10 protein-coding genes and 1 pseudogene are annotated in these 12,730 nt (G+C 45.3%); 5 read left to right on the forward strand and 6 right to left on the reverse strand.

What is annotated here, in order from left to right; all coding sequences use genetic code 11:
• Nucleotides 1–40: 40 nt before the first annotated feature.
• A complete protein-coding gene (locus HMPREF0650_RS08345; RefSeq protein WP_004349987.1) occupies nucleotides 41–331 on the reverse strand; it encodes a helix-turn-helix domain-containing protein in 291 nt (96 codons plus the stop codon).
• A gap of 12 nt (nucleotides 332–343) precedes the next feature.
• Complete coding sequence (locus tag HMPREF0650_RS08350) at nucleotides 344–646, reverse strand: helix-turn-helix domain-containing protein (protein WP_004349989.1); 303 nt, start codon at nucleotides 644–646, stop codon at nucleotides 344–346.
• 433 nt (nucleotides 647–1,079) lie between these two features.
• Here HMPREF0650_RS08350 and HMPREF0650_RS08355 point away from each other — a divergent pair.
• The 5 genes and pseudogenes from HMPREF0650_RS08355 to HMPREF0650_RS08375 all read left to right on the forward strand — a co-directional run bounded on the left by HMPREF0650_RS08355 (nucleotide 1,080) and on the right by HMPREF0650_RS08375 (nucleotide 5,890).
• Nucleotides 1,080–2,387 (forward strand): annotated as a pseudogene (locus tag HMPREF0650_RS08355) (VapE domain-containing protein).
• Nucleotides 2,388–2,611: 224 nt separating this feature from the next.
• Entirely contained in the window at nucleotides 2,612–3,613 is a 1,002-nt protein-coding gene (locus tag HMPREF0650_RS08360; protein ID WP_040562963.1) for a toprim domain-containing protein, read from the forward strand.
• Nucleotides 3,614–3,617: 4 nt separating this feature from the next.
• On the forward strand, nucleotides 3,618–4,052 hold the full coding sequence (locus HMPREF0650_RS08365) for a DUF3408 domain-containing protein (protein WP_004349994.1): 435 nt from the start codon (nucleotides 3,618–3,620) through the stop codon (nucleotides 4,050–4,052).
• Between the two features lie 361 nt (nucleotides 4,053–4,413).
• On the forward strand, nucleotides 4,414–4,839 hold the full coding sequence (locus HMPREF0650_RS08370) for a plasmid mobilization protein (RefSeq protein WP_004349995.1): 426 nt from the start codon (nucleotides 4,414–4,416) through the stop codon (nucleotides 4,837–4,839).
• Nucleotides 4,829–5,890: a relaxase/mobilization nuclease domain-containing protein gene (locus HMPREF0650_RS08375; protein WP_004349996.1), complete on the forward strand. Its 1,062-nt coding sequence runs from the start codon at nucleotides 4,829–4,831 to the stop codon at nucleotides 5,888–5,890. The genes HMPREF0650_RS08370 and HMPREF0650_RS08375 overlap by 11 nt, the downstream gene beginning before the upstream one ends.
• A 667-nt stretch (nucleotides 5,891–6,557) precedes the next feature.
• On the opposite strand, the gene HMPREF0650_RS08380 is transcribed toward HMPREF0650_RS08375, so the two are convergent.
• The 4 genes from HMPREF0650_RS08380 to HMPREF0650_RS08395 all read right to left on the reverse strand — a co-directional run bounded on the left by HMPREF0650_RS08380 (nucleotide 6,558) and on the right by HMPREF0650_RS08395 (nucleotide 12,558).
• Entirely contained in the window at nucleotides 6,558–8,888 is a 2,331-nt protein-coding gene (locus tag HMPREF0650_RS08380; protein WP_004349999.1) for a GH92 family glycosyl hydrolase, read from the reverse strand.
• Between the two features lie 452 nt (nucleotides 8,889–9,340).
• Nucleotides 9,341–10,234 carry a glycosyltransferase family 2 protein gene (locus HMPREF0650_RS08385; protein ID WP_004350002.1) on the reverse strand — a complete coding sequence of 298 codons (894 nt, stop codon included), beginning with the start codon at nucleotides 10,232–10,234 and terminating at the stop codon, nucleotides 9,341–9,343.
• Between the two features lie 351 nt (nucleotides 10,235–10,585).
• Nucleotides 10,586–12,046 carry a glycoside hydrolase family 125 protein gene (locus HMPREF0650_RS08390; protein ID WP_040562962.1) on the reverse strand — a complete coding sequence of 487 codons (1,461 nt, stop codon included), beginning with the start codon at nucleotides 12,044–12,046 and terminating at the stop codon, nucleotides 10,586–10,588.
• 149 nt (nucleotides 12,047–12,195) lie between these two features.
• Nucleotides 12,196–12,558 (reverse strand): hypothetical protein, encoded by a 363-nt coding sequence (locus tag HMPREF0650_RS08395; protein WP_155813615.1) that lies wholly within the window; start codon nucleotides 12,556–12,558, stop codon nucleotides 12,196–12,198.
• Nucleotides 12,559–12,730 lie beyond the last annotated feature (172 nt).

Consider the following 12,730-nt stretch of genomic DNA (forward strand, 5'->3'; position numbering starts at 1 on the left):
TAATAAGTCTCATATGAACTTGTTAGATGGCTCTTAATTTTTAATAGCTATAATTATTCTCTACCAACCTTTCCAAGTCCGATTCCTTATAAAGTATCTTCCCCGCGAACTGTGTGTAGGGAATAATCTTCCTGTCCCGATAGTCCTGCAAAGTACGAGGGCTGATATACAGCCGCTCGCATACTTCCTTGCTCGTCAGGAAATGCTCACCTCCAAACAGCGGTTTGTGTGTCTGTGCCACTTCCTTTATCCGTCTGTTCACTCCTTCAAGTGCGGACAGCACCCCCTGCATATCATCCGCTTCCATGTTCAAGTCCTTTACTGATTCCATAATACCCTTGTCTTATTTGTTATTCTTTATTCTGTCTGTTTTTGTCTTCTCCGATTTAGTCTGCAACAGCCGCTCCACGTCCTCACGCTTGTAATAGCACTTGTGCCCGATCTGTGAGAAGGGCAGCACGCCCGTATCACGGTAATGCTGCAAGGTGCGCTTGCTGATATTAAGCAACTTGCATACATCGCCGTTGTGCAGCCAATCGGTGTGCTGACTCTGTTCTCCGAAAGCTTTGTGGCAGGTCTCGGCAAGACTGAGTATCTCGTTCCTCAGTTTTGCCCAGTTTGAATCCGTAATGATAAAATATCCCATAATTCTATTGTTGTTTTGTTTGTACTTCCTTTTCTTGTCTTGTGCTTCACCGCACGTTTCTGCCTGCAAAAGTAGGGAGTGTTAGTCATACTTCAAAGCACAAGGGAACAGTAGGGAAATACCGGGAAAAACAATGAAAGGACAAAAGGATTGTCGCTCTCTTCTTTTTGCCTCTTTACTCCATTTTATCATATCCTTTTAGCCGATGCAATACTATGCAGAATGGAACAAATAAGCACCTGCCTTTCTTGCATCTCTTACGCATTTATCTTCTTGTTTGGGGCTTAAATCCATGCTTTCCGACTGTTTCCTGTCAAAAGTTCGTGAGAAATTCATTGCCAATTTGCGCAACATTATGCAAGCACTCTCCGAATGCTTGGAACTTTCCCATTCTCTTCATAACTTCACTCTCGGAAACAAAAACAGGCATATAATGAAAACAAGCGCAGATAAAGGCAATTCAGTGGGCGAAAATAATACGCCCAAGCAAAGGAAGACTTCCTCCAAAAATGGTGAGATAGAAACCTATCTCTCCTCCTATTATAAGTTCAGATATAACACGATATTAGGTAGAACCGAATACAGGTGCAAGGACGATGCTCACTTTTCAAAAGTGGGTCGCTATGAAATCAATACGCTTCGAAGGGAGATAGATAACGACATCGGGATAATAACCTCTTCCGACAACCTCTATTCCATTATAGAGAGCAGCTTCTCGCCACGCATCAATCCAATACAAGAGTATTTCAAAGCGTTGCCCTTGCTGGATATAGGCAGTAGTTGTGGTAACACTGACGAATACAATAGTTGCTGCAATGCCTTCTCTCTTTCACTGAAAGCCATTCCCGAACTGGCAGGTTGTGTTGTGGTGCGCAATCACGAAAAATGGCTACTATATCTTACAAAATGGCTCGTGGCAGTAGTCGCCTACGCTATGGACGACCGTGAGTGCCGTAACCATACCTGTCTCGTGCTGACAGGCGAGCAGGGCAAGTTCAAGACAACATTCCTTGACTTGCTTTGTCCTCCTGCTCTGCATGGTTACAGCTACACGGGCAAGATATATCCGCAGGAGAAGGACACACTTACCTATATCGGGCAAAACCTCATCGTAAACATTGACGACCAGCTCAAAGCCCTCAACAAGCGTGACGAAAACGAACTCAAAAACCTTATTACCTGCCCGATGGTCAAGTATCGTATGCCCTACGACAAGTATGTGGAGGAATATCCACACTTAGCGAGCTTCGTTGCATAGGTAAATGGTAACGACTTCCTTACCGACCCCACAGGCAGCAGGCGTTTTCTTCCCTTTGAGGTGTTTTCCATTGACATTGAGCGTGCAAAGGCAATATCTATGGATAATGTCTATGCCGAAACGAAAGCCTTGTTAAACGCAGGCTTTCGCTATTGGTTTGACGATGATGAAATCACGGAACTATACAGGGAGAGCGAAGACTTCCAAGTACAGACCGCAGAAATGGAACTGCTGCTCCGTTGCTTTGAGAAGCCAGCGGAGGATAATCCCAACTGTACCTATATGACCACCACCGAGATAATCACCTACTTGAGACTTTATACGCATCATCCCTTGTCCTTAAAGCATATGGGCGAAGCCCTGAAAAGGGCAGGCTTTGAGAAAGTGAGCAAGAGGCGTGAGGGCGGCAGTCCAATCTATGTATATAAGGTAAGGAAGATTCTCCCTTGTCCCTTGCCAAGTTATTGCATCAACCAAATGTAGTAGCCGTATGTTGTAAGTTCGTAGTATGACTTTGTACTACAAAATATATTGAAAATCAATTACTTAACTTAAAATAGTATGTAGTAAGAAGAAAGATGAAAAAGTTTGGAGGGGAAAAACTTCTGAAAAGAGAATTTCTTTCAATAATCATTCAATTACCATTCAAATACACCATTGTCATTCAAACAAAAATGATTCAATCCATTCAATTAAAACATATCACAATGAAAGAAGATTTATCACGCATCAAGCGATACCCCATCGTGGAGTATCTTGAAAGGAAAGGCATCAAGCCTGTACGCAGAACACCAGTCTATGCGTTGTACCGCTCACCGCTGCGTGCAGAAACACATCCGAGTTTCAAGGTGGACACAGAGAAGAACCTTTGGATAGACTATGCCGAAGGCAGGGGCGGAAGTATCATCGACCTCTGTATGCGCTTGGAGAGCTGCACGCTATCGGAAGCCATCCACCGTTTGGGACAGAACGCTTTCGATAATATAACATGTAGTTCTCGTAAAAACTTCGTGCCTAATAATTTACAACCTACGATGGCTGCAAACGAGACAAGGAAACTGATAAGCATATCAGACACCTTGCCGCCACATTTGCGGGAGTATCTTACAAAGATACGCTGCATTGATTTGGAAAAGGCAACGCCATTTCTTAAATGTATCAGTTACGAGGTAAGGGGCAGGCGCTATCAAGCCATTGGCTTTGCCAACCTGTTGGGAGGATATGAGCTCCGAGACAATCACTCGTTCAAGGGAACGATAGCTCCGAAGGACATTACTCTGATATTTACGGACAAACAGACAGAACACGCAATAGACAAGCCACTGCCTGTATGTGTGTTTGAAGGATTTATGGATTTCCTTTCTTTTCTTTCAATGAAAGAGGAGATAGCCAGCCACTGCCTTGTGATGAACTCCGTAAGCAATGTGGCAAGGACTGTTCGCTATCTGAACGACCGACACCTGCCCCATATCCGTGCCTTCCTTGATAATGATGAAGCAGGACGGAGGGCAACCAATGATTTCGTCAAGGCAGGTTTCAAGGTGGAGGATATGTCCATACATTACAAAGGCTTCAAAGACCTCAACGAGTTTCATGTCTGCCGTATGCGTAAACAGGAGCAGCAGAAAGTGCAGGAACGGACACGGATGACGGTTACGGAGCAAAAGGAAAGTAAGAAATCAAAACAAGTCAAACATAAAATTAGATAGCGAAATGGAAAATAAAACAAAGACAACGGACAAAGATTTTTCATGGTTTTTGGGTGTGGAAGATAAAACTGAGTACGAATCTACTCCACAGAAAGGGAATGAGGTTCCTGAAATAGAAAGACCAACTAACGAACAGTACACAGAGAACACTGCGCACTCTGAACCTGCGCAGCATACAGAGAACGCAACCGTTCAAAGGCGCATCAGTGCCAAAAAGAGAAAGGAGACGCTCGAAGCCTACAAGCAGGCCTACCTTGTTCCAACAAAACTAAGCAACCGAAAAGCGGTCTATCTGAGCAGGGAAACGCAGGAACGTGCCGACTTTATCGTGCGCAGGTTAGGCGACAGGGGCAGCAACCTTTCAAGTTTCGTGGAGAACATCGTGCGCATTCATTTGGAGGAGTATGGTGAGGACATAGAGAAGTGGAGAAAGCTGTGAGGCACAGGAAAAGGGGGCGAGGACTTTTGGGAAAAGGGGATATTATTCCACTCAAAACCCTCAACCTTTTTTAGAGAACATAACAACAGACATTTGTCAAACATACTGAATGATGGGAACACCACGAACGCAGTTAAACACAGAATGCACGGCATTCACTTTTCGGCAGCAAAACGCCTTGTGCGTTAACGTTTCGTTAGCTGATATTGCAAGACGTCAGTTTGTACCCACAAACTGCTCTTGCTCCCCTCGTCAGACTGTCGGGGAGATTAGACCGTAATCACTCCGTTCTCATCGGTCAGTGTTCGGGAATTAAGCAACAACGAATCATCTACAATGATTAACTTTCAAAAAAACTTATATGAGCAGATACAAAGGAAAATCTGCCCGATGGCAGCAACAGGATAAGGAAGGGCAGCAGATGAAGAAGACGGAGTTCATCAAGGTAAGATGCACCTTAGAGGAAAAGCAACGTATCAAGTCAAAAGCGGAAAGCACGGGACGGAAGTTCTCTGACTACTGCCGTGAGATACTCCTTAACGGAGAAGTAACAGCCGTTCCCAGGATGACAGACAATGAGAGGGAAGCCATTGCCATTCTCCAGCATACAGGAAGGTTCTACGGGCAGATTTCCAATCTCATCAAAGTCAAGGATGAAAGGTGGCTATTCATCACTAAGAACCTTTCGCTATGTGCCAAAGAGGCATTTAAGCGGTTTTACGACCCGCATTTTCGGGTGGATGATGAAATATATAAGGTCTTAAATCTAACAAGAAATGATAGGTAAATGCAAGGCGATAGCGCACGGCAGCACGGCTTTGGACTATATTTTCAGGGAAGGTAAACTCGGTAGTCGGCTTGCATTCCACAATCTTTGCAGCAGAGATTCAAAGACCATCTACGAGGAAATGAAAGTGGTCAGTGACTACAACAGCCGTTGCAGGAACAAGTTTCTCCGTATCGAAATCGGTATCGCACCGCAGGACGAGAAAAGACTGCCTGTGTCCGAACTTATGTGGATTGCTCATTTGTTTGCCAAGCGAATGGGACTCGACAACCACCAATGGGTGGCGGTAACGCACAAGGACACCGATAACAGACATATTCACATCATTGCGAACCGTATCAGTCTGTATGGAGAAGTCTATGATACTACTTTTGTGAGCAATAGGGCAGCAAAAGTGGCGGAGGAAATAAGCAGAGAGAAAGGCTTGACCATTGCAAAGGAGGTCAAGGCAGAAAAGAAATATCAAAAGACAAAAGCAAGTCCAACGAGAGAGCAAACCAAGAAAGAGGTTCAGCAAATCTGTTATTCCTTGCTTGACAAGTACAAAGGAACAGGTATCACGGGACACTCCATGTTCCTTTACGAGTTGAACAAGAAGGGCATTATTATAGAGCGTATGAAGAACAAGCAGGGCAAGGTCTATGGCTTGAAGTTCTCATACGCAGGGCAATCCTTCAAGGCTTCCGAAATTGGCAGGGAATTCGGCTACCGTTCTTTGCAAAAGAATTTTGAACCAACTAACAAGGAAGAACCAAAGAAACCACATCAAACAGTACAAGAGCCGACAGAAAACAACAAACAATCTGATACAGGTTATCAGCTTGTACCCAAAAGCCGTTCCACTGTCTCACGAGACAATGATACCCCACGAGTGCAGAACTCCATTGGTGCAGTGGCAGACACCATTGTTAGCGCAGCCGATGAAGTTGTGGAAGGGTTAGGCGATTTGATTACACCAAGTACACTAGGCTATGACTTAACCGAAGCTGCATGGCAGCGCAAACTCAGATACCAAGCTAACAGAAAGAAGAAACGTGGAAGGGGAATATAAACATAGCAGCATACAAAAAGTGCAGAATAAAGAATATCTCATCAAAAACGCTTGTTATTCGGTAACAAAGTATTATCTTTGCAAACGGAATAACAAGCGTTCTTTGTTAGGCAGAAAACAGCGAAGCCAAGTAGCTCGCTCGTTTCCAAATCGTTACCAGTTTAGTTGTACAAACAAGGTAACTTCTTTATTTTCAATTAGATACATTTTAATAATTATCTTGGGGTGCAACAGCATGTAGATTGCCCACCAATAGGATGCTTCTAAGAATGTTATCTCCATGCTTTTGCGGAAAAATCCAATTTTGATGGCAAATTAAACTTCTATTTGCTTCCCGTTTGCCTATTGATTTTTTCTAAATTGAAAGTTTTCTCATGCCGTTTTAAGGGCAAAAAATAGACTAAATATTTTACAATTCCGTAGGGCCGTTATTTTGGCGGAATGCGATAAATCACGCTCCTACACGCATTAAATAGAGTAAAAAAGAGGGTGGCAGGGACATGCAAACAACCTTCTCAACCACCCGACCTCATTTACAAGTTGGCGCATCCAGGAATTGCGCTGCTTATAAATTTAAAGGCTGGCTCTACCCATTATGCGGTTAGAGCCAGCCTTTAAATTTATCTTTTCAATCAACGCCATTCGGGCGATGAATGTTCATGCTCGCTTATCTGCGACGTCTGCTTTTCTTACTTTTCACGCTTTTCGCTGCTGTCAGTTCTTTCGTGAACGAATAAGGAGCATCACTTTCACTGATGCCACGCTGCTTATTGGGGGTACTACCCATGACATACTGGATGTTGCCGCCCTGCATCAACTGGTCGTGTGTGAAGAAGTTCTTGGTGGAAGACATGCCGTTGATGCTCAACGACTGAATATATTTGTTCTCTTGACTACAGTCTTGCGCCGTGATGGTCATGGTCTTGCCGTTCTCCAAATGCAGGGTCATCTTGTCAAAGTAAGGTGTACCAATGACATACTGGTTGGCACCTGGACACACAGGATAGAAACCCATAGCCGAGAAGACGTACCAAGCAGAGGTTTGTCCGTTGTCCTCATCACCGCAATAGCCGTCGGCTTGAGCCGTGTAGAGCTTGTCCATCACCTCGCGAATCCAGTATTGAGCCTTCCAAGGCTGTCCGCCATAGTTGTACATGTAAATCATGTGCTGGATGGGCTGGTTGCCATGGGCATAGTTACCCATGTTCATGATTTGCATTTCGCGAATCTCATGGATGACACCTCCGTAGTAACTGTCATCGAACAAAGGCGGAACATTGAAGACTGAATCGAGCATTTGGACGAAGGTTTGCTTGCCTCCCATGAGGTTGATCAAGCCCTGTGGGTCGTGGAATACGGACCAAGAGTAATGCCAGGAATTGCCTTCTGTAAACGCATCACCCCACTTTAAGGGACTGAACGGTGTCTGGAACTTACCATCCTGATTGCGACCGCGCATCAAGTTGGTTTCCTTATCGAATACGTTCTTATAGTTCATGGCGTTTTTCTTGTATTGAGCCAGTTCTTTTTCAGACTTACCCAGCGACTTACCAAACTGATAGATGCACCAGTCATCGTAAGCATACTCCAAGGTTCGAGCCACGTTCTCATTAATCTTCACATCGTAAGGCACATAACCCAATTTGTTGTAATATTCCCATCCCAAGCGACCCGTTGAGCTAACCTTCGGGTGAACCGCATTGGCACCATGCGTCACGGCTTTCCACAACGTTTCAGCATCGTAACCACGCAGCCCTTTCAGGTAAGCGTCTGCCACGACAGATGCCGAGTTGTTGCCCACCATGCAGCCGCGATGGCCAGGACTGGCCCACTCTGGCAGGAAGCCACTTTCGAGATAGGCATTGGCCAAACCTTCTTGCATCTTGACGTTCATGGACGGATACATGAGGTTGAGCATGGGGAACAAACAACGGAATGTATCCCAGAAGCCTGTGTCGGTAAACATATAGCCGGGCAACACCTTGCCGTTGTACGGACTGTAATGGACGATTTTGCCATTGGCATCTTTCTCGTAGAAACTGCGTGGGAACAATACAGAGCGGTAAAGACATGAGTAGAAGGTACGCAGATGGTCTACATTTTTATCTTCCACCTCAATTCTGCTCAACGTCTTGTTCCAAGTCTGTCGTCCCTGTGCCTTGATTTGTTCGAACGACAGGTTGCCCAGCTCCTGCAAGTTGAGTTCTGCTTGCTCAGGGCTGATGAAAGAAGAGGCGATACGGGCATGCACTTGCTCGCCTCGTTTGGTCTTGAAGCCGATGATGGCACCAGCGTGGTTGACCGTTGCTTCCGTGGACCCTTGCTTGATTTGACCATCGGCCACTGCGGCTTTATATGTGAAAGGCTTGTCAAACATGATGACAAAATAATTCTTGAAATTGTCGGGTACGCCCCCACTGTTGCGTGTAGTGTATCCTATAATCTTGTTTTCTGAAGGAATAATCTTCACAGACGAGCCACGGTCAAGGGCATCTACCACCACGTACGACTGGTCGGTCTCGGGGAATGTGAACCTGAACATGACGGCCCGCTCTGTCGGTGTCAATTCCGTCACCACGTCGTGGTCAGCCAGATAAACGCGATAGTAATAGGGTTTGGCCACTTCAGCTTTGTGTGAGAACCAACTGGCACGTTCGTCTTCATTGAATACCGGCTTGCCGGTGATGGGCATGATGGCAAACTGTCCGTAGTCGTTAATCCATGGACTGGGTTGATGAGTTTGCTTAAATCCGCGAAGTTTGTCGGCTGTATAAACGTAGGCCCATCCGTCTCCCATCTTACCTGTTTGAGGCATCCAGAAGTTCATGCCCCATGGCAGGGCGATGGCCGGATAGGTATTACCTGTTGAGAGGGAAACCTTGGACAGGGTACCCACCAAAGGGTTCACATAGTCTACGGGGTCCAGTTTGTCAAGTGCACTTGCATTCATGGCAGTAACCAGTGCGAGTGCAGACAGACACGTTTTAATGATGTTCATATTATTTATTTAGTTAGTGTTATTAGTATGGCAAATTTACAACAAAAAACAGGAACAGGCAAATGCGTTATCATTTATTCACTTTTACGTTGGATGTGCCCAACCGAAACCATGAATTGCCTATCCGCCATCGAGCGCAACGAACTTGCTGTTGTGCTCGATGTGTCTATTCTGCTTCTAGCAAGATTTTATGAAACCTGCCCTGCATGAGTTGAATTAATCAGTCTATTTGTGAGCAGCGGAACTTAATTCATTGCATTCTACAGAATTGTAAGATATTTCATCTGTCTTTTAGCCTTAAAACGACTCGTGAAAACTTTCAATATAGAAATTTGCCGAAAAAATGCATCGTTGATGGTAAATTCGCCAATTATAAAAAGGTTCGATGTCAAAATAAATCATCATCAACGTACACCTTGTTTTTCTGTCAATCCACAGGTTGAGTTGCGGTTTTACAGCATCTGGTGCAGCCAGCGATGTAACATGCACAGGCCCTTCATGCCAAAAAAACGGAGCAGCTTTAATTTCAGAGTGCCGTAAAAGGGAAGTGTGGGAAGCTGGATGTCGTTTGTATCGCCTGTCAATTCGTAGGTATGTAACTGGACATTCAATACATGGGCATAGTAAGCATCAAAGCCTTCGCAGGCTTGAAGGGACGTATTTTCCAGCACGTTGAGATGCGCTTGTAACAGGTCTTTCCATTCGTTGCCTTGCGCCCTAGCCGTTATACCATTCTTATTATAGGTATATTGGTAAAACCCGATAGGAGTGGTACGAACACAGCGAACCTTACTTAACAGCTGTGGAAGCACAAAAACGTCCTCAAATTTACGACCAACGGGAAACTGGATGGTGTCAAACAGTATTCGTTTGAATATTTTATTACAGGCGAAACCATGCAGATAAGCCTTGGCTTCAAACCAGTAGCGCCACACGTCTTGATAACACTTGTCATGAAGGATATGCGTTTCCACGCTCTTCCCATCGTCTCTGACAAACGAATATTCCAACAAGTCGATATCGTCATCCGCTTGTAACACCTTCATCAGCGGGGGATAGAGGTCAGTATCCAGGTAATCATCCGAGTCAACAAAAGTGACATACCTGCCTTTGGCCACCGTTAACCCCGTGTTTCGAGCCGCAGAGAGTCCCGCATTGTCTTGATGGATAACAGTGATATTCTTTTTGTTGCCGTAAGTATCACAGAGAGCAGCCGAGCCATCTGTCGACCCATCATCCACCAAGATGACTTCCATATCAGGAACATTCTGAGTCAACACACTCTGCACACACCTTTCAAGGGTGTGTTCTACATTGTAAACGGGGATGATGACAGACAGCAACATCTTCTTTAATCAGGTCTGATGAATTAATTTTTAATACCTACTTTCACATTACAGGACAGGGCCTGAACTACAAAGTAAGTCATATTATATCTACTATAACCCCACTTGTACCGTATGAATCGGCGGAAAATGGTTCGATAGCCTTTTCATTTTTTCATCGTTTGGCAAAAGTAAGCAATATCCTTGATAATCAAGAAAGAAAAGGTTTATTCTTCTTGTTGCGGCATTCGTTAAGCGCACAACCGTCTGAACAAACAAACGTTCCAAACAATGGGGAACGGTAAGAAAAACGAATGCCGGGCCACTTTAATGGGACCCGGCACGAAAGTGAGATATAAAAAGTTGTTCTGATTATCGTTTCGCACTCAACAATACGTTTAGTTTGCCGTCGTCAATGAGCTTGATAATCAGTTCACCGAAGAGCGTGTTCTGCCAAGCAAACCACGAACGGGTGAATTTTGTGGCATCGTTTTTATGGAAAGACTCGTGCATGAAGCCCAATCCGGCATCGGTACGCATGAGCTGTTCGATACATTCTTTGATTTCAGCGTCGTTGTTGCTGGTAAAGGCTTTCATCATAATGGTCATCGGCCAAATCATGTCATAACCGGTATGCGGTCCACCAACACCTTCTCCCGCTGCGCCCTTGAAGAAATAAGGATTGTCCTCACTCCACACAAAGCGACGCGTGTTCTGGTAAATAGGGTCGTTCACGTCTACATCACCCAGGTAGGCCATGCCCAACAAACTGGGCACATTGGCATCGTCCATCAGCAACTGGTTGCCGAAGCCATCAACCTCAAAAGCATAAATCTTACCATATTTGGGGTGGTTGTGTACTGCATATTTCTGTAAAGCAGCTGCCACATCATTGGCCAAAGCGGTGCATTGGCTGGCCAAGACGGTGTTCTTGTTTACCTTTGTCAGAATCTCAGCAGCCTTGCGAAGTGAAGAAACCGCCATGAAATTGGACGGAACAAGGAACAAGAAGGTGGTAGCGTCGTCTGACGGGCGGAAGAATGAGGCAATGAGTCCAACTGGCTTCACAGGGTTTCCCAATCCGTCGTTTGACACGGTGTCCAATTGTCGCTCGGTCTTGCGTTGGAATTTGTACGGCCCTACCCCATTCTTGCGTTGCTGTTCGTGGAACGTCTTCAAGATATTCTTCATCGCCTCTATCCATTCTGGCCCGAAAACAGAGTCGTCACCGGTTACTTGCCAATAGTGGTAAGCCAAGCGGAGCGGATAACATAGCGAATCTATCTCGTATTTGCGCTCATGCAGTTCGGGCTTCATGTCAGTCAAGTCGCTCTGCCACTCGCCCCCCGTCGGTCTCATGTTGAAAGCATTGGCGTAGGGATCGATGTTGATACATTTCAATTGTCGTAGAATAGTACCGCGCAACATGGCTTTCAGCTTAGGATCTTTGTTGGCCAATTGAACATAAGGCCACACCTGCGCAGCCGAATCACGCAACCACATGGCGTGAATATCGCCTGTGTAGACGAAGGTATCGTCTTTGCCGTCAAAGTGGACAGTGGTATCTAAGGTGTTGGGAAAACAATTCTCGAACATCCAAGCCAGGTAGGGATTGCCCTTCAACAGCTTGCGTACTTCCTTAATTTTCTTTTCAACAGCGTCGGAAACGAACAAACGTTCTGCCACAGGGGGACGCTGCGTTACTAACTTGGTGTTGTCGGCAGCAGCCACGATGGCTGACTTTTCAGCAGTCATTGTGTAGGCCATTGCACCATTAGCAGACAGACCCAACATCAAGCCGGCACCTGCCAATAACTTCATTCTTTGTTTCATAAAATTGATCGTTATTTAATATTTGATAATCTTGTCATCATTTCTATCATCTCAGCCTGTGTGAGAAGGCTCTTGCGCTGCGGACGACGGGCTCTTCCACGGGTTAGTTTTGAGCGCTGTCGAAGCAGCTGGTTGATAACAACCCTTTGTCATTGGGGCGTTTTTTCCTTACATGCCTGCCGCAAAGACGATTCGAACGAATGGAGGTAACGTGCATTGTTGGTCACCCGATACAGTTCAATGAAACCGCGAAGCATCACGGCGTCGAACCATTTTTCACCTCTTTTTATCACCATCACCTGACTATTATCTTCCAAGGGCATGAAATAAACCCGATGACAGGCCTCGGTAATCTCGTGATATCGAAATAATTGTTCATAGAGTTTAACGCCATCTCTGTTTTTTGCTGCAGTGAGATTGGTGGCCTTTGTCGTGCCATACCCGTTATTGTGCCTACGAGCAAGTGCCCAATCAGGGCTATCATTATTATTTTCATGTTGGTTTTTAATCATTTTTTGGGAAAGAAACATCGTTTCCCATGTTTAAGTAAGCGAAGCCAATCTTCTGCAAAGATTGAGCAAGCCGAAGACAGAGAAAGTTTACTTTCTATGTTGAGGCGAAGCCTATCTTCTGCAAAGGCTGTGCGAGCCGAATGCAATCAAGCTTGCTTGGAATTGCTGAGGT

Origin of the sequence: Hoylesella buccalis ATCC 35310, from assembly GCF_000177075.1 — a bacterium.
Lineage (GTDB): Bacteria > Bacteroidota > Bacteroidia > Bacteroidales > Bacteroidaceae > Prevotella > Prevotella buccalis.